This is a genomic window from Luteibacter sp. (assembly GCF_036500425.1).
GTDB lineage: Bacteria > Pseudomonadota > Gammaproteobacteria > Xanthomonadales > Rhodanobacteraceae > Luteibacter.
In genome coordinates, this window is sequence record NZ_DASYCB010000066.1 from 51,046 (window position 1) to 69,034 (window position 17,989).

General features: G+C 63.1%; 13 protein-coding genes and 1 pseudogene. 8 read left to right on the forward strand and 6 right to left on the reverse strand.

The annotated features are described in order from the left end of the window. The first annotated feature begins 62 nt into the window (after nucleotides 1-62). Nucleotides 63-707: pseudogene (locus VGN46_RS16480) on the forward strand (DUF3103 family protein). 63 nt (nucleotides 708-770) lie between these two features. On the opposite strand, the gene gcvT reads toward VGN46_RS16480, so the two are convergent. Beyond that, nucleotides 771-1,877 (reverse strand): glycine cleavage system aminomethyltransferase GcvT, encoded by a 1,107-nt coding sequence (gene gcvT, locus VGN46_RS16485; protein ID WP_331645167.1) that lies wholly within the window; start codon nucleotides 1,875-1,877, stop codon nucleotides 771-773. A 105-nt stretch (nucleotides 1,878-1,982) separates the two neighbouring features. On the opposite strand from gcvT, the gene VGN46_RS16490 reads away from it, so the two are divergent. Genes VGN46_RS16490 through VGN46_RS16505 form a run of 4 tightly spaced genes read left to right on the forward strand, consistent with a single transcriptional unit; the run spans nucleotide 1,983 to nucleotide 5,448 of the window. After that, nucleotides 1,983-3,125 carry an ABC transporter permease gene (locus VGN46_RS16490; RefSeq protein ID WP_331645169.1) on the forward strand — a complete coding sequence of 381 codons (1,143 nt, stop codon included), beginning with the start codon at nucleotides 1,983-1,985 and terminating at the stop codon, nucleotides 3,123-3,125. Further along, nucleotides 3,122-3,904: an ABC transporter ATP-binding protein gene (locus VGN46_RS16495; protein WP_331645171.1), complete on the forward strand. Its 783-nt coding sequence runs from the start codon at nucleotides 3,122-3,124 to the stop codon at nucleotides 3,902-3,904. Before VGN46_RS16490 ends, VGN46_RS16495 begins: the two co-directional genes overlap by 4 nt. Nucleotides 3,905-3,907: 3 nt before the next feature. Further along, nucleotides 3,908-4,846, forward strand: coding sequence for an MlaD family protein (locus tag VGN46_RS16500; RefSeq protein ID WP_331645173.1), 939 nt, complete (start codon nucleotides 3,908-3,910; stop codon nucleotides 4,844-4,846). After that, nucleotides 4,843-5,448 carry an ABC-type transport auxiliary lipoprotein family protein gene (locus VGN46_RS16505; protein ID WP_331645174.1) on the forward strand — a complete coding sequence of 202 codons (606 nt, stop codon included), beginning with the start codon at nucleotides 4,843-4,845 and terminating at the stop codon, nucleotides 5,446-5,448. The genes VGN46_RS16500 and VGN46_RS16505 overlap by 4 nt, the downstream gene beginning before the upstream one ends. Nucleotides 5,449-5,543: 95 nt before the next feature. On the opposite strand, the gene VGN46_RS16510 is transcribed toward VGN46_RS16505, so the two are convergent. Beyond that, complete coding sequence (locus VGN46_RS16510) at nucleotides 5,544-6,947, reverse strand: amidase (RefSeq protein WP_331645176.1); 1,404 nt, start codon at nucleotides 6,945-6,947, stop codon at nucleotides 5,544-5,546. A gap of 152 nt (nucleotides 6,948-7,099) precedes the next feature. On the opposite strand from VGN46_RS16510, the gene VGN46_RS16515 reads away from it, so the two are divergent. The 3 genes from VGN46_RS16515 (at nucleotide 7,100) to VGN46_RS16525 (ending at nucleotide 12,994) form a co-directional block, all read left to right on the forward strand. Then, nucleotides 7,100-8,707: an electron transfer flavoprotein-ubiquinone oxidoreductase gene (locus tag VGN46_RS16515; RefSeq protein ID WP_331645178.1), complete on the forward strand. Its 1,608-nt coding sequence runs from the start codon at nucleotides 7,100-7,102 to the stop codon at nucleotides 8,705-8,707. Between the two features lie 254 nt (nucleotides 8,708-8,961). Beyond that, nucleotides 8,962-9,963, forward strand: a complete 1,002-nt coding sequence (locus VGN46_RS16520) for a glycosyltransferase (RefSeq protein WP_331645180.1) — start codon at nucleotides 8,962-8,964, stop codon at nucleotides 9,961-9,963. 229 nt (nucleotides 9,964-10,192) lie between these two features. Continuing rightward, nucleotides 10,193-12,994, forward strand: coding sequence for a glycosyltransferase family 1 protein (locus VGN46_RS16525; RefSeq protein ID WP_331645182.1), 2,802 nt, complete (start codon nucleotides 10,193-10,195; stop codon nucleotides 12,992-12,994). Here VGN46_RS16525 and VGN46_RS16530 read toward each other — a convergent pair. The 4 genes from VGN46_RS16530 to VGN46_RS16545 all read right to left on the reverse strand — a co-directional run bounded on the left by VGN46_RS16530 (nucleotide 12,991) and on the right by VGN46_RS16545 (nucleotide 17,759). Continuing rightward, nucleotides 12,991-15,150, reverse strand: a complete 2,160-nt coding sequence (locus tag VGN46_RS16530; protein WP_331645184.1) for a hypothetical protein — start codon at nucleotides 15,148-15,150, stop codon at nucleotides 12,991-12,993. The two genes, VGN46_RS16525 and VGN46_RS16530, sit on opposite strands and share 4 nt — an antisense overlap. 116 nt (nucleotides 15,151-15,266) lie before the next feature. Then, complete coding sequence (locus VGN46_RS16535) at nucleotides 15,267-16,151, reverse strand: hypothetical protein (RefSeq protein ID WP_331645186.1); 885 nt, start codon at nucleotides 16,149-16,151, stop codon at nucleotides 15,267-15,269. 2 nt (nucleotides 16,152-16,153) lie between these two features. Beyond that, nucleotides 16,154-16,798 carry a class I SAM-dependent methyltransferase gene (locus tag VGN46_RS16540; RefSeq protein WP_331645188.1) on the reverse strand — a complete coding sequence of 215 codons (645 nt, stop codon included), beginning with the start codon at nucleotides 16,796-16,798 and terminating at the stop codon, nucleotides 16,154-16,156. Then, nucleotides 16,788-17,759 (reverse strand): glycosyltransferase family 2 protein, encoded by a 972-nt coding sequence (locus tag VGN46_RS16545; RefSeq protein ID WP_331645190.1) that lies wholly within the window; start codon nucleotides 17,757-17,759, stop codon nucleotides 16,788-16,790. The genes VGN46_RS16540 and VGN46_RS16545 overlap by 11 nt, the downstream gene beginning before the upstream one ends. Between the last annotated feature and the right edge of the window lie 230 nt (nucleotides 17,760-17,989).

Here is a 17,989-nt window from a genome sequence, read left to right on the forward strand (position 1 = left end):
CCTAACCTTACTCCGCCGGTACCAGGACGGTCCCGGGCCCCAAACACATAAAAGGACATGATATGACGACGAAGACGGCTGGCCGCGACGCGGTAGCCAGCGACCTGCGGGCCGCGGCTGTGAACGCCAACCCCGGCAACGAGGTGCTGACCATCCTCCAGCGGATCGAGGCGAAGGACGTGCGCGAATCGTTCCCGAAGGGCAAGGCCGAGGTCATCGCGATCGTCACCGGCGTTGGCATCGATGGTGCCGCCAAGGTGGCCATTCGCCCGTTGCCGTTCCTCACGAAGGCCGGCGAAGGACGAACCCCGAATATGGATATCGTGAACTGGGGCGAGTTCGCATCGAAGTACGTCAACATCGAGTTCTGGGAGCTCGACGGCGACGTGGACTTCACCCACGTCGCCCGTGGGCTGGTGGATTCCGTGGGCGACATCGGGACACTGATCGCGCCGGGCGGCATGGCACCGGGCACACCCGCGGAGAAAGCCGAGTAGGTGCTTGCCATCGTCACCAAGCGTTCGCAGGCGGCGGCCGCGCTGGTCACCCGGCTGGGCGAGACCGTCTTGCGCGCGATGGGATCCGGTAGCTGGCTGAAGGACGACCACGACTACCTCGATACGTTCTATACGATCGAGCGCGGCGAATATTACAAGGATCGTCTCGGCGCCAACCGGAACATCAAGATGACGCTGCGGCCACAATAAGCCACCGGGGAAACAAAGAGGGCGGCCAGTGGCCGCCCTCTTCATCTATATAGAAGATGTCGGTCAGTCCGTAATGCCCGGCATCGGCTGGCCATCGCGCACGAATGGGAACTTGACGACGCGCACCGGCACTTCCTTGCCGCGGATGTCGACGCGCACATCGCCTGGCTCGCCCGCCGGGATGCGGGCGAAGGCAATGGACTTGCCAAGCGTCGGGGCGAAGCCGCCAGAAAGGATCTCGCCCTCGCCATTGGCAGTGAGAACTTTCTGGCCGTGGCGGAGCACGCCCTTGTCGTCCATCACCAGGCCGACCATGACGCGGTTCACGCCATCGGCCTTGTGCTTCTCCAGCGCGGCGCGACCGATGAAGTCACGACCCTCGTCCAGCGAGATGGTCCAGGCGAGCGCGGCTTCCCACGGCGAAACCGTCTCATCCATGTCCTGGCCGTAGAGGTTCATGCCGGCTTCCAGGCGAAGCGTGTCGCGTGCGCCAAGGCCCGCCGGGGCGACGCCTGCGGCGTGCAGGTGCTTCCACAGTTCCACGACACGGCTGTTCGGCACCACGACCTCGAAACCGTCTTCACCCGTGTAGCCGGTGCGGGCGAGGAACAGCGGCATGCCACCGGGGCCTTCGGTCTCGATCGCGGCGAACTTGCCGAGCTTGCGCGCCTTCTCCTGGGCATCTGCCGGGAGCAGGCCGATCAGCTTCTCGCGGGCGTTTGGGCCCTGCACCGCGATCATGCCGAACTCCGGGCGCTCGCGGACGCTGACGCCAAATGCGGCGGCCTGCTTTTCGATCCAGGCCAGATCCTTCGCACGGGTCGCGGCGTTCACCACCAGGCGGAAGAAATCCTCACGCAGGAAGTAGACGATGAGGTCGTCGATGACGCCGCCCTTCTCGTCCAGCATGCAGGTGTAGAGCGCCTTGCCCGACTTGGCCAGCTTGTCGACGTTGTTGGCGACCAGCTTGCGCAGGAAGTCGCGGGTGTTCGGGCCAGTGAGGTCGACCACGGTCATGTGCGAGACATCGAACATGCCAGCGTCCTTGCGGACAGCGTGGTGCTCCTCGATCTGCGAGCCATAGGCGATGGGCATATCCCAGCCCCCGAAATCGACCATGCGGGCGCCGAGCTCGCGGTGGGTGGCGTTGAGTTCGGTCTTATCAGTCATCGTCTTACCTTCAGGGATAGGGCATGGGGGCCAGCCCGGCATTATCCCGGCAGCGAGCGTCAAGTCCAAGCGCGCCGCAACATCTTCCTGCTAGCCTTCCGACCCATGGCTACCCCTTCCCTGCCCGGCACGGTCACCCTCACCCGCGATGCGGGCAGCGAGCGTCTCGTGCTTCGCGGGGACTGGACCCTGCCGTTCTACGAGGTACTGCAGAAGCGGGCCAATGAGATCGCCGGGTCGATCGGCGCCGGGGTCGAGGTCGATATCCACGACGTGCATGCCATGGATACCTCCGGGGCGTTCGTCATCGCCGAGCTGCTAGGCAGTTCGCGGACCCAGGCCCTGTCCCAGGATGAGGCCCTGCCCGCGGCCCGTCGCGCCTTGCTGAAGACCGTGGGCGACGCCATCGACACGTACTGCAAGGGCGTGCGGCGCAAACGCGACGCGGGCTTCGTGGTGATGCTGGAACGGATCGGCCGCGCCGTCGAATCGTTCTGGAAGCAAACGCTCAAGCTGCTCGCCTTCATCGGCATCACTCTTCAAGGTTTCGCTACGACGGCATGGCGGCCGAAGCGCTGGCGTGTGACTTCGCTGGTGTCGCACCTGGAACAGACCGGCCTGGATGCAGTGCCGATCCTCGCCCTGCTTTCGTTCATGGTCGGCGCCGTGGTCGCCTTCCTCGGTTCCACCGCGCTGGCCGCTTACGGCGCGAGTGTTTTCACGGTCGATCTGGTCGGATTCGCCTTCCTGCGCGAGTTCGGCGTGCTGCTAACCGCTATCCTGCTCGCCGGCCGCACAGCCAGCGCCTTCACGGCGCAGATCGGTTCGATGAAGGCCCGCGAGGAAATCGACGCGATCCGCACGCTGGGCCTCGACCCGGTCGAGCTGCTGGTGCTGCCGCGCGTGCTGGCCCTGCTCATCGCCCTGCCCCTGCTCACCTTCGTCGCCATGATCGCCGGCATCGTCGGCGGCGGGGTGGTCTGCGTCGCCACGCTGAAGATGTCGCCTTCCATGTTCCTCACCATGTTCCAGGAAGACATGCAGCTGCGCCAATTCCTGGTCGGCATCGCCAAGGCGCCGGTGTTCGCCTTCATGATCTCGGTGATCGGCTGCATGGAGGGCTTCAAGGTCTCCGGCAGCGCGCAGTCGGTCGGCGAGCACACGACCTCAGCCGTGGTGCAGTCCATCTTCGTGGTGATCCTGCTCGATGCGGTCGCCGCCCTCTTCTATATGGAGATGGGCTGGTGAGCGTCGAGACGGTCATCCAGGTGAAGGGCCTGATCAATCGCTTTGGCACACAGACCGTGCACGAGAACCTGGACCTGGACGTGCGGCGGGGCGAGATCATCGGCATCGTCGGCGGCTCGGGCACCGGCAAGTCGGTGTTGCTGCGGACGATTATTGGCCTGGTCCGGCCGGTGGCCGGCGAGGTCCGTGTGTTCGGCGAGAACCTGCTCTCGCTCCCGGAGGAAAGACGCTCGCTGGTGGAGCGCCGTTTCGGCGTACTGTTCCAGAGCGGCGCGTTGTTCTCTTCACTGACGGTGGCCGAGAACGTCGCGCTGCCACTGGTCGAGCACGCGAAACTGGACCGTGTCGACGCCACTCGCCTGGCCGGGGTGAAGCTCGCCCTCTCCGGCCTGCCGGTCGATGCCGGACGCAAATGGCCATCGGAACTCTCCGGCGGCATGATCAAACGTGCCGCGCTGGCCCGCGCGCTGGCCCTCGACCCGGAAATCCTGTTCCTCGACGAACCAACCGCCGGCCTCGATCCAATCAGCGCCGCCGCGTTCGATAGCCTCATTGTCACCCTGCGCGATGCGCTGGGCCTCACCGTCTTCCTGGTGACCCATGACCTGGACACGCTGTATTCGACCTGCGACCGCGTCGCGGTGCTCTCCCAGCGCCGCGTCCTCGCCGTGGGCCCGATCACCGAAGTCGCCCGCACCGACGATCCGTGGGTGCAGGCGTACTTCAACGGACCGCGCGGCCGCGCGGCCACCTTCGCCGCCAGTCAAGGCAAGGACTGAACGATGGAAACCCGCGCGCACCACATCCTCATCGGCCTGTTCACCGTCATCATCGTCATCGGCGGTCTGCTTTTCGGGGTCTGGCTGGCCAAGGCCCATTCCGACCAGGAGTGGAACTACTACGACATTGTCTTCAACGAGGCGGTCACCGGGCTGTCGCGCGGCTCGGCGGTGCAGTACAACGGCATCCGCCTGGGCGATGTGAACCAGTTGCGTCTGGACCCGAACGACCCGCGCCGCGTCCTCGCCCGTATCCGTGTCAACGGCGATACGCCGCTACGCAAAGATACGCATGCGAAGCTCGCGCTCACCGGCGTCACCGGTACGGCGATCATCCAGCTCACCGGTGGCTCGCCCGGCAGCCCGCTGCTGGTCGGCCACGATGGCGAGGTGCCCATCATCAATGCGGACACGTCGCAGCTCGCCAAACTGCTATCCAACAGCGAAGACCTGATTACCAATATCAACCAGGCGGCGGCCCATGCCAGCGAGCTGCTATCGCCCGCGAACGTGCACCGGATCGAACGCACGCTGGACCACCTGGACAAAACCACCGGGGTCATCGCGGACGAGCGCGAGGACATCCGCTCGCTGATCAAGCAGCTGGATATCGCGACAAAGCAGGCCAATGAGACGCTGGCCGAGAGCAAGACCCTGGTGCACAACGCCAACGGCCTGGTCGAAGGCCAGGGCAAGGCCACCCTGGAAAGCGCGCAGCGCGCCATGGCTTCGCTGGAGCACTCGATGGCTTCGATCGATCGGCTGATTAATGACAATAGCGATGCGCTGAACGGTGGCGCCGCGAGCCTGGGCGATCTTGCCCCGGCACTTCGCGAGCTGCGCGATACGCTTTCATCGCTGCGCTCGATTACCCGGCGCCTGGATGAAAACCCCAGCGGCTACCTGTTCGGTCGCGAGAAAACCAAGGAGTTCACCCCATGAGCCGCGCACGGTTCGCCCTTCCCTTATTCCTCGCCGCGCTGGCCGGGTGCTCCATCCTGCCGAAGGCGGAACAGCCGAGCGTCTATACGTTGCCGGCGGCGCCGGGCGGCCGGCCGATGGCTACCGCACCGATGCCCTGGGCGTTGCGCATCGCCACGCCGAACGCGCCGCGCTCGATCGATAACTCGCGCATTGCCGTGGTGCCTTCCAGCAACACGATTACCGTCTATGCCGGCGCGCGCTGGAACGATAGCGCGCCGCACGTGTTCCGCGACCGCCTGGCCGATGCGTTCCGCGACAGCGGGCGCGTGCAGGCGCTCAGCACGGACGACAGCAACCTCGCGGCGGATTACGAACTAGGTGGCAACCTGGCTGACTTCCAGACCGATTATGCGGATGGCAAGCCCGAGGTCGTGATTCGCTTCGATGCCATGCTCGCCAATTCACGCCGGCACCAGATCGTCGCCAGCCAGCGCTTCGAAGTGCGCGAGCCGGTGGATGGGAAAGAGGTGCCGCAGGTGGTGCAGGCGTTTGGGCGGGCGATGGATAAGCTCTCGCGCGATGTGGTCAGCTGGACCTACAACGCTGCGCCCAAGCCGTAACTTCGATCTAAACCTCTCACCTGTAGGAGCGCGCTTGCGCGCGATGGGCCTTGCCGCGAGCACCCATCGCGCGCAAGCGCGCTCCTACATGGGCGTTATGGCTTGGGTTCCACCGGATACGCGGGCTCGGCGTCGAGCGACGAAGCGCAGACCGCCGCCAGTTCGAGCAGGCGCAGATCGGAACCGCGGGCACCGACGAGCTGCATGCCGATCGGCATGCCATTCGGCAAGGTGCCCATCGGGATGCTGACCGCGGGGCAGCCGGCCAGGCTGGCAAAGCTGCACAGGTCGGCCTGCGAGGCCGGCGCGGGCTGGTCGAGCGGAAACGCACCCTGCGAGGTGGTCGGCAGGACCAGCACATCCACCTGCGCGAACAAACGGCGCATCTTCAGGGTGGCCGCATCCAGCACGAGATCCGCGGCAACGTAATCGGCTGCAGACTTCTTCGCCGCGAAATCCACCATCTGGCGGAAGCCAGGCGAGACCGGATACGCCTCGTCGGCCAGTTCTTCGGCGAAGGTGTTCAGCATCTCCGCTTCCATCAGCAGCAAGCCAGCGCGGCGGGTGCGGGCGAAATCCCAGTCGGAGAAATCGACGGCGCGGCGCTCACCCAGCTCCCCCTTGAGTTGGGACAGGGCATTCTCGAAGACGTCGATCACGTCACGCTCTACGCCGACCGCCGCCAGGTCGGGCAGAAAACCGGTGCGCAGGTTGCCCGGCTCCCAGTCCGGCGGCTGGAACGCCACGCGGCGGCGGCGCGAACGCGCGTCGTCCGCGTCGTAACCCGCCAGGGTTTGCAGCAGCACGGTGAGGTCGTCGACGCCGCGTGCCAGCAAGCCCACCGCATCGAGGCGCCGCGCCGCGGGTACCAGGCCGCGTGCAGAGATCTCGCCATGGGTGGGCTTCAGTGCGTACACGCCGCAATAGCTGGCCGGGACGCGGACCGAGCCCAGCGTATCCGAGCCGATCGCCGCGACCGCCATGCCCGCAGCGACCGCCGCGGCGGCGCCACCGGAAGAGCCGCCGGCGGTGTAGCCAAGCCGGTGCGGATTGTGCGTTGCGCCATGGAACGGATTGTTCGTCGCCAGACCCAGCGCACCCTCGTCCATGTTGGTCTTACCCAACAGCACGGCACCGGAGGCGCGCAAGCGGGCGACCGCGTGGGCATCTTGCGCGGGGACTGCGGTGCGCCGCCGCATACCGGCTTTGGTGGGCACACCGGCGACATCGAAATTGTCCTTGATCGCGATAGGCAGGCCATCAAGGCGCCCCATCACACCATCGCGGCGGCGGCGATCTGCCGCCAGCGCCTGTTCCTGGATGAGGGAAACGCTGACATCGGTATAGGCATTGAGGACGGGATTCAGGCGCTCGATGGCGTCCTGGTACACGTCCGAAAGGGCCTGGGGCTGCGCCCGGCCGATCGCCAGCCAGTGCATGATCTGCAGCAGGCTGGCCCGGCGCATGTCCGTGGCGGAGACAGGCAACATCGTATTCATGGAATCTCCTTGCGCGTGGAGACGACTATAAACCCACTATGTGAAAGTCATGCAACCCCTTGTCCGGCCTGTTTCAAACGATGATTTGCCCGGTCTGTGGGGAAACGGGACAATAGGCGATTGATCCTGCCAGCCAGATTCGAGAGCCAGCGATGAGCGAACGCGAAACCATGGAATACGATCTCGTCGTCGTCGGGGCAGGCCCCGCCGGCCTCGCGTTCGCGATTCGTACGAAACAGCTCAATCCGGAGATCTCGGTCTGCGTGATCGAGAAGGCCTCGACCATTGGCGCGCAGATCCTTTCCGGCGCGGTGATCGAAACCGCCCCGCTCGACCGGCTGCTGCCGGAATGGCGCAAGGCGCCGCCGCCGATCTGCGTGCCGGTGACCAAGGACGAGTTCTGGTGGTTCCGCGATCACCAGTCGGGCATCAAGGCACCGGTCGCACCGCCGCAGATGAATAACCACGGCAATGTCATCGTCAGCCTGGGTGCGCTGTGCGCGTGGCTTGCACCGCAAGCCGAAGCGCTGGGTGTCGATGTATTCCCTGGCTACGCCGCCGCGGAGGCCCTGTTTGACGAAAGCGGCGCGGTCAACGGCGTGCGCATCGGTGACATGGGCATCGCGCGCGATGGCACGCACAAGCCTGGCTACACCGAAGGTATCGACATCCGCGCGAAGGTCACCGTACTGGCCGAGGGATGCCGCGGTCATATCAGCAAGGCGTTGATCAAGCAGTTTGACCTGGATGCGGAAAGCGATCCGCAGACCTACGGTATCGGCATCAAGGAACTCTGGCAGCTTCCGCCGGGCCGTGGTGAAGCGGGCAAGGTGGTGCATACCACCGGCTGGCCACTCGCGAACGATACGTATGGCGGCAGCTTCCTTTACCACCTGGATAATGATCGTGTGGCCGTTGGCTTCGTCGTCGGCCTGGATTATCCCGATCCGAATTTCTCGCCGTTCGAGGCCTTCCAGCAGTTCAAGCACCATCCGAACGTGAAGGGCCTGCTCGAGGGCGGCACCATCGTTTCGGCGGGCGCGCGCGCCATCATCGAAGGCGGCTTCCAGTCGCTGCCGAAGGTGGAAATGCCGGGAGCGATCCTCATCGGTGATTCGGCTGGTCTTGTGAATGTGCCGAAGATCAAGGGCACGCATCAGGCGATTGCCTCGGGCATGCTCGCCGCTGAGCACCTGGTGGCCACGCAGCTCAATCCTTCCGGCTGGGACGCCAAATTGCGCGGTTCGGCGGTCGTGGCCGAGCTTAAGCAGGTGCGCAATATCCGGCCGGGCTTCAACAAGGGGCTCTGGTTCGGACTGCTCAACGCCGCGTGGGAAACCATCACGTTCGGCAAATCGCCGTGGACGCTGAAGAACCACGCTGACTGGTCGTCGCTCGACAAGCTCGGCACGTATGAGGCGCCGAAGAAAGATTACGTCGACCGTACCCTGGCGCCGCGTGACCGCCTGGCCTCGGTGTATTTCGCCGCCACCGAGCACGATGAAGACCAGCCGGTTCATTTGAAGGTGGCTGATACGTCTATCTGTGTAGACCGATGCACGACGGAGTTTGGCAATCCTTGCCAGCGGTTCTGCCCGGCGGGGGTGTACGAGATGGTCGAGGATGAGGGCCGAAGGCGTTTGCAGATCAATGCGGCGAACTGCGTGCATTGCAAGACCTGCGATATTAAGGATCCGTATCAGATCATTACCTGGGTCACGCCTGAGGGTGGGTCTGGGCCGAATTATCAGGGTTTGTGATGGAGCTTGGGTGGAAGCTGCGGAGGCTGGTTCGGCTCGCTCAGCGGGTGAAAGGAAGTATCGCGATCCGTGGGTGGAGTGGCACGCTCCGGCGCGCACTGCGTCCCCGCGCTGGCGGCCACGCCACTCATTCTGAGATCGAGGTTCGCAAACCGGCTGTGGGCTTCCCTCACCGACGGATCCTGGTCATCGAAACGATGACGCCAGACCCTTCGCGCGATTCCGGCTCAGTGCGTCTGTCGCAAATTTTTTCCTTGCTCCGCGCCGACGGCTGGCAGGTCGATTTCATCGCCGACGATGGCGATGCGTCGGCTGCCGATGCGGTACGTCTGGGAGCTCTTGGGGTTCGCATAGTGCGCGAGCCGGCCCTGCGCTGGCTAGGCCGTGAAGGTGCTTCGCTTGATGCCGTAATGCTATGCCGCCTTCCCGTCGCTGACCAGTACATCGACGTCGTCCGTCGATTCGCGCCGCACGCGCGCACCGTCTTTGATACGGTGGACCTGCATTTCATTCGCGAACGTCGTGCTGCCGAACTCACCGGCAGCCCGCGGTTGCTCCGTCAAGCCAATCATTCGCGCGAGCGTGAGCTGGCCATGCTGGACCGCTGCGATATCACCCTGGTGGTCAGCGAAGAAGAGCGGGACGTTCTCGCGCGGGAAGCCCCGGGCGCCGACGTTGAAGTGTTGAGCAACATCCACGATGTACACGGCAGGTTGCGTCCGTTCGCCAGCCGCGACGGCATCCTGTTCGTCGGCGGTTTCGGTCACCCGCCCAATGAAGACGCCGTGCGCTGGTTCATCGCTGAGGTGTTGCCGCGCGTACAATTGACGCTGCCCGACATGCCCTTCCATGTCGTCGGCGATATCGATTCCACGGCGCGACGGGCTATCGAAGGCGATGGCGTCGTCGTGCACGGACGAGTCGCCGACCTTGGCCCACTTCATACTCAGACGCTGATATCGGTGGCACCCTTACGCTTCGGTGCCGGCGTGAAAGGTAAAGTAAATCAGGCGATGAGCTATGGGCTCCCCGTCGTGTTGACGACGATTGCTGCGGAAGGCATGCACTTGCGGAACGGCGTCGATGCCCTCGTGGCGGATACACCAGAAGCATTTGCTAACGCTATTGTCCGACTGGCCCGTGACGAAGCGACCTGGACCTCGGTATCGGATGCCAGCATCGAAAATGTCCGCCGCCATTTTTCAGTCGACAACGCCCGCCGTGCGCTACGCCTCGCCCTGGGTGTCCAGGTATGACAAAAGTGGCGCGCACGCTGCTGCGCTACCTGCTGGGCGGTGTAGCGCGGCGCCCCCGACTCAAGCGGGCTATGGTGGACCTCGCATACCGCATACCTTGGCTGGACACCCGCCTGCGCGACATGATCTACCGAGTGGAACACCCTGAGGCAGCACTTGATGTGGATCCGGCGCAACTAGCCGACGGAAGCAAACGGTGCCTGGCGCGCATGCGGTCACGGGCGTCGTGATGAAACTACTTATTGACATGCAAGGCGTGCAAACAGCCAGTCGCCATCGAGGGATTGGTCGGTACACCCACGCCACCACGCTCGAAGTCCTGCGAATCGCGGAAGGTCGGCATGACGTCGAGTTGATTTTCAACGCCGCGCTTGATGGCGTGGACGAGATGCTCGACGGACTGCTCAGCGCAGGCCTGCGTCCGCGACGACGCGCATACGGCCCCTTGCGCGACACCTCCGCGGACAAGGCTGGGAACAATGTGCGGCGGGAGGCTGCCGAACGCATCTTCGCACACGCACTGGACGTAAGCGGCGCGGATGTAATCTGGCTTAGTAGCTTGATCGAAGGCTTCGCTAGTGATGCGCTCGTGCCGCACACAATGCCGCGCCAGTTGACCGTGGCCACGCTCTATGACCTGATTCCACTGCATGACCTCGGCCAGCTCGGGCAATCGCGCGCGCGCGACTGGTACATGGGTCGCGTGGAGGTACTGCGATCCTGCGATCTCCTGCTCGCGATATCCGATTGGGTGCGCCTGGATGCTATCGAAAGACTTGGTATTGAGCCCGCACGGATCATCACGATCGGGGCGGGTGTCGATACAATGTTCAGGCCGAGCGAGCCGGGTACCGATCACCGAGAGCATCTGGCCCGGCAGTGGGGTATCGATCGTCCGTTCATCCTGTACAACGGTGGCACCGACTCACGTAAAAACGTCGAGACGCTATTCCCCGCGTTCGCCCGATTGCCCCAAGCGATGCGCGAGCGCTACCAGCTGGTGATCACTGGAAGCGTTGACGAGGCCACGCGGGCACGCTTTGATGCGGCGATCCATGGTGCCCGCCTGCTCCCTCAAGATGTCCGGTTTACAGGATTCGTGGCCGATGCGGATCTGTTACGGTTTTACCAATCGTGCGAACTCTTCGTCTTTCCTTCGGCAAGCGAAGGTTTCGGCCTGCCGCCACTGGAAGCCATGGCATGTGGCGCGCCAACGATCGTGAACGACGCCACTAGCCTGACTGAGGTCGTAGGGGATCCGGCCGCACTGTTCAATGCGGATGACCCGGATTCACTGGCCAGCACGATGCACCGGGTCCTTGATGACCCGGCATTTGCCGCGGCACTGCGTAAATCCGGGCGCTCGCGCGCCGAACACTTCACATGGGCAAAGGTCGCGTCGCGGGCACTCACGGCGATCGAAGGCGCCATAGCCACGCGCATAAAGGTGCGTCCACCAACTAACCCCGCCTGGCAGGCCGTCACGCCGCCCGCTGGCCCCGACACAAACGTACAACTACCGATATACCTCGCACAGGCCGCAAATGCAGGGCCGTTGCTTGCGAGCCTTCGTGATTGGCCGGGTCTTGTCGAGTGGGAGGGTCCGCTGCCACCTGCCGAGGCAATAAGACCATTGGATGCCTACCGCGCGTGCGGATGGCAAGCGGTCCTGTCAGCGGACACGGCTGACTGGATCGCCGTCCTGGCGGACCAGGCGATCGGCATGCGGACAGTAACGACGCAGGTCGATCGGGAGGCTTCCCGGGCGACCTGGTCATCAGGCTTTGCCGACCACCCCATGGTGCGCCAGCGCATGGTCGAAGAGAGTATTGCCACACAGCTCGCCTCACGCCTCACCGAGGACGATCTGGCCCGGGCAGCCGATGCGCTGGACCGTGTCCGTCCACGCCCACTGCAGCGGTGGCTGGTCGATGTTACGCACATCTCCCACAACGATCTCAAGACCGGTGTACAGCGTGTTGTGCGCAATATTCTGTCGCGGTGGCTGGCCTCACCGCCAGCGAGCGTACGGATCGAACCCATAGCGTTCCGTGATGGGCGTTATGAACACGCACATGCCTACGCGGCGTACCTGCTCGATGTCGAGGTCCCGGCAGCGCTTGCGGCCGATACTATTGCAATCACAGATAATGATGTGTTCGTAGGCCTCGACTGGGCCATGGAGAGCTTACCGTCCAGCGCCCCGCTGTTGCGCACATGGCGACGAGCTGGCGTGCCCATCCATTTCATCGCCCACGACCTCCTGCCGGTGACGCTCCCCAGCGCATTTCATCCGCAAACGCGCGAAGCTTTTCTGCGCTGGTTACAAGCCGTGGCGAGTCTGGCTGATGTCGTCCACTGTGTGTCGCAAAGCACTGCCGATGATTTTTCTCACTGGTTCAACACGACCTATCCCGGTCACCCGCCACGTCTTTCCGTGTTCTCCCCAGGCGTGACACCCTTGGCGCCAATCATTCCTGGCACGCTATCGCCTAAGACAAAAAGTGCGCTCGCAGCACGCCCTACACTCCTAATGGTGGGGACCATCGAGCCGCGCAAGGGCCATGAACAGACACTCGACGCCTTCGAATTGTTGTGGGCATCCAACGCCAACCTCAACCTTGCCATCGTGGGTAAACGGGGCTGGCTTGTCGGGCCTCTGATTGAGCGTATCGAGCAACATACGGAGCGTGGCAACCGCCTGTTCTGGTTCGAGGGTTGCGACGATGCCACCCTGGACGCCATCTACGAGGCAAGCACAGCCCTACTCGCTCCTTCGCTTGGCGAAGGGTTTGGTTTGCCCATCATCGAGGCCGCCCAACGCGGCAAGCCTATTATTGCCCGGTCCCTTAAAGTGTTTCAGGAAGTGGCTGGGGATTATCCATCCTACTTCTCGGGGACCTCGCCAGCTTCGCTTGCTACGCACGTCGCCCGATGGCTGACGGAACGTCCTTCGCCGCGACTCGACATCGCCTGGCCGGACTGGGATCATTCCGCGGCGACGCTGGCTCAACACATCCTTTCGTCCTAGGGGCGCACGTCAACGCTGCGCAAGCTCACGCCGAGCACCCGTCCATCGGCGCTCACGCCCAGAGCGGCGGGAGATGTCGCCTCCGGGATGTCCATGGCGATATGGAATACATCCAGGTTGTGAGGCAAGTTCAGGATCAGTTCGTGCTCGGCCTCGTCGGCGATCGTCGTTGTCGCCGTGGATGTAGCGTCGTCAAGCGAGCGGACGGTTACCTTCACCGGGCGCCCAGTTGACGCCGCGAATACCGAAAAAGTGAAGACAGCCTTGCACGGCTTGTCCTTGCATGTGGCGGGGGCTGGCAGCGTGACGCGTGCCCGCGGAAGCGACCAGCGATTTTGCGGCTCTTCCGGGTGCCATCCGCTGGCGAGTACGATGCGTGCAGCGGCAACATCGCCCGCCACATTCACCGGGTACTTGACCAGAGCGGCTCCCGCCAGACGCTGGGCTTCCCTTGCGGACTCGGTGGCGTAGGCGGGCTTCAAGGTAGCAACCGCAAAGAGCGGCTGCTCGACGACATTCACATAAGGTGACGCCCTCAGGTTTTGGATCGTCGCGGCGTAACGCTGCCGGGCGTCATTGACGCAATCGGACGACACGCCCTTCGTGTTGATCCCTACCCCGTACTGCAGGTATTCCCAGGGACACGGCCACGCATGGGCCGCCCAGAGCAAATCAACGTAAGGAATGACGACATGCTCAGCCGTGTCTCCCAGAAGGAAGGCTTCGATCGTGCCAGCAGCGGCGGGCTGGGATGGGTCGGTGAGGTTCACCATGGCAGCCGGCCATTCGGACATGGCTTGCTCAACGTTCTTGTCGCCGCCGATATTGAACGTCACCACGTTCAACCGAGCCGCGGCGTACGCCGCAAGAAAATCATTGCCATGCGGTGCGAATGCGACCTTCGGCCCTATGCCAGCGCTTCGAAGTGAGTCAACCCATTCGCTATCAATGGACCGGGCCATGCCGAGGAACACGCGTCCTTCGATGAATTTCTGGCCAGGGTGTGGCAGAAACATGAGGATAAGCAGGGCCACGATGATCGTATCCGCCTTGCGGAAGCGCTCCTCGCGTTTCCCGCAGGCCAACACGATAAGGATCCAGCACGCGCAGTACCCAAGGCCTGCCCAACGATAAGGCGCCCGCATGAGACGAAGGCCCGGAGCATGACGCCAAAGGACCGCTGAACCCGTTGACATGCTCGAGGCCTTCGCTGGCATGGAGGTATCGACGACATCGGCCGGCTTGTGCGCATCGATTTTCAAGGACGGGCCGAGCGACAGGTAAAGCGCAAGTACCGCCATGAGCGCAAACCAGCGTGTGGCTTTGTGCGTACGTGCACGCCACGCCGACCACGCGGCGGCGACGAGTAAGGGTGCTGCGAAAGTGGTCAGCCAAACGGATGCATCACCGTAGAGCACATCCTTGTCGCGGTACGACGCAAGATGTGCCATATCCCAGAACCAGAACTCCCCAGCCGTCGGAACCAACGCGAAGTGAACGTCCAGCCCCCAAGCACGAAACATCGAAAGCGGAACAGCCTCGTAGCCTCCGCCGTGAACGTATGCCTTATATAAAAGAATGGCGACGACGAATGCCACGCCATGCACCGCCAGCACGCCAAGAACACGGCGGCGCGCCTCATCCGATCCGCGCACTGAACGCAACGTGCCGAGACACAAGAGCGCCGCACCTGCGACATACATTACAAACGTGTATCCGTCCATGAATACCGCGCAAACGGCCGTCGCGACGAGAAGCACGGCGGAGCCACGACTTAGCGCATCAAGCGAGCGAACCGTTACCCACAGGTAGGTCGGAAGAAGTGCCATGCCGAGGCCAAGCATGCTGTACGAGGCATGCATCCATGCCATGGGGAGACAAAGCCAGAGCGCCGCAAGCATGCAAGACAGCGCAAAGCCATTGCCCAGGCGCCGACACATGGCTATCGCACCGATGTAAGCGACGGCCAGCCAGCCAGCAACCATCGCGGTGTAGGCGATGAAGGGCGTCAGACCGGCCTTGATCAGCCAGGCAAGAGGCAGTGCACCAGAAAGGCCGAACGCTATGCCTGCGGGGAGCGGCGCTCCAATATTGTGTGCGTAGATGCTCAGCAGGCCTTGGTTCGCAAACGATTGGGCGAACGCGGCCGTCCACACGGCCTGACCCAGGGTCGGAAGGGTGACTCCGGGTATAGCCCCATGGACAAGGAGGACGCCAAAAAAAATCACTAGCGCGTACGGCCCTGCGAGCAACATCGACCATCGAACTGGAGTCATGCGGCGGCGCCCCCTGGTAACCTGCGTAGAAATAGACCCAGTGCGCAAGCAAGTGCGTCAGCGCACACACTGGTGATTCGCGTCCCTAACACGGCAAACAACAGGATAGCCGCGTCCACGGACCCCCTCAGGAAGAAAAGTACGACCGCTTCGCGGACGCCAAGTCCTGCGGGAGCACCTGGAGCCAGCATGCCGATAAGCCACGCGACGATGTAGGCGGCCCCAAAAGCGACGACATCCTGGGACTGAAACGTCTGGAACGAACCGCGCAAAGCGATGAATGCGAGGAAGGTCAGCCCGGACATCACCAGATAGGCCGTATACAAAGCCAACGCTTCCGCGAGACGTCGGCCGCCCAGGCGAAAAACCACCCCTAATGTGACGATCACCAGGATCATGGCCGTCAGCCGCCACCATAAGGCATCGAGTTCAGGTATCACGAGCGGGGCCGCGAACAGCCCAAGGAGCGCGCCGCACGATGCCACCATGGCAAGCTCCATGAAAGACGCGCGAGCCAGGGCCCTGGCTGGCAAACCTGCGGCCATGCCTACGGCTTGGCGGCCGGCGTAATGAAAAATGTTGCCGGGAACATAGCGAGCAACATGTGTGATCGCGTAGGTCGCGATCGCCCATCGCGCGTCGACACGTACTGCATTCCACGCCAGCACCGCACGCCAGGCCAGCCCAAGGCACGCATTCATGCAGATGCCCAGCAAGGACAAGCATGCAAACGCCAGCCAGTCGTTCGAACTCAGGCCCTTTAAATCCATCGCCGCCCCGTATCGACGCAGTTGCGCAACGAGGAATGCAATGCCTGCGATACCCAGGATACCGCCGGCGATGTTCGCCAGCCGCTTCCAGTTCGCGTGCTTAGAGCCCATCGTCAGGCACGTGCCCGGGCAAGCACCATCGTCCAGGGCAGCGGCGCCCTCACTTCGATGACATCGAAGTATTGCTCGACAAGTTTGCGGAAAGAGCCCGAACTCCAGTGCTGGATGTGGCCAGGGGTATTTCCGAGCTTTGTGACGTACTTGCCACGCACCATGTTGAGAACACGCCACAAGGGCTCGCGGGGTACGCTCAGGATGATGTACCCACTGGCAATGTCACGAAGCGCTCTTAGCCCCCGCTCGGGGTCATCGATGTGCTCCAGGACCTCGCAGCACACCACCAGCTCCCCTGCGGCCCGTGATCCCCGTACATCGTAGATACTCCGTACCTCGAAGGTATCCGGTGATAGTCCCATGGCTGCCGTGTTCTCCCGGGCAAGCGCCACGACTTCCGGTGAGATGTCGCATCCCGAGGCGGCAAGCCCCCGCGACCACCATTGAGCGATCCAGTAGCCCTCACCGCAGCCGACCTCGTAGATCGCGGATGGATTCGCCGCTCCTACAAGATCATCCAACGCGTCGTGGAAACCCGCCATCAACTGCTTGACGACAAAGTTTCGGGAGCCGTACTTGTCGTAAGTGTTCCCGATAACCAGGCCCTGCTCGTCGACTACCCCGCCCGCAACCTTATGCCCCATGGCCAGCGTCCTCATGCGTTTGCTGCTGGTCTGCCGCGACAGCTTGCTTGAATCGCACGTCTTCGAGCAAGCGACGGTTGGCCGCCAGAAGGTCTGCGATGAAGGCGATGAGCATCGTCTGAAAGCCCATGCCCAGCAGGATAGCCGCCAGGATCAGGGACTGGATGTGTCCGTCACCGTCGCCCTGGAGGTACTTCGTCACAAACCGGATGCCAGGGATCATGCCCGCCACAAAGAGCACGGCACCGATCGACGCGAAGAACCGGAAGGGACGGTAGACGACAAAGATCCGGACGATCGTGACGATGCTTCGCCGGACGTAAGACGGGATGCTCCGCACCAGCCGCGAAGGCCGGAGTTCGCCATTGACATGGACAGGAACCGATACCAGCGTGATGCCTTTCTGGCCGGCCTGGATGATGGTCTCAAGCGTGTACGTATAACGATTGAAAACCACGAGCTGCTGGGCCGCACACCGACTGATGGCGCGAAAGCCACTGGGCGCGTCCGTCACATCGGAGCCGCTTGCCAGGCGGACGACTTTGCTACCCATGCCCTGGAGGAACTTCTTCACTTTGGAAAAATGATCAATCGTGCCGATCGGACGCGAGCCAATGACCATCTCCGCCTTTCCGGTCGTTATCGGTGCGGTCAGAACGGGAATGTCAGTCGCCGCGTACTGGTTGTCGGCATCCGTGTTTACAATGACATCCGCCCCCAGGTGCAGGCACGCCTCGATGCCCGACATGAATGCCCGGGCAAGGCCCTGGTTACAGGGGTGGCTCACCACATGGTCGACGCCGTGAGCCTTGGCGACTTCAACGGTCCGGTCGGAACTACCGTCGTCGATGATGAGCCATTCGACGCTGTCGAAGCCTTCGACCGTACGCGGGAGCTCGTCGAGTGCAATCCCCAGCGTGCCCTCTTCATTTAGGCACGGGATTTGAATGATTAGTTTCATTGTAATGCCCTGGTTGCAGCGCTTCCCGCGCAGCAAAAACGAAAGCTAACAGAAAGGTTCCTTGTCACACAAACGCAATACCCTCGATTTGGATGACAATAAGTTCATCATTGCTGCCTAGGCAGCCAACCGCGGACCGGGGCCCCTTTCTACTGGCCCCAGCTGGCCGCCGTCCTAGCCATCCCGCATCGCCGCAACCCTCGGTCCGAAGATTCGCTAGAATGGCGGGT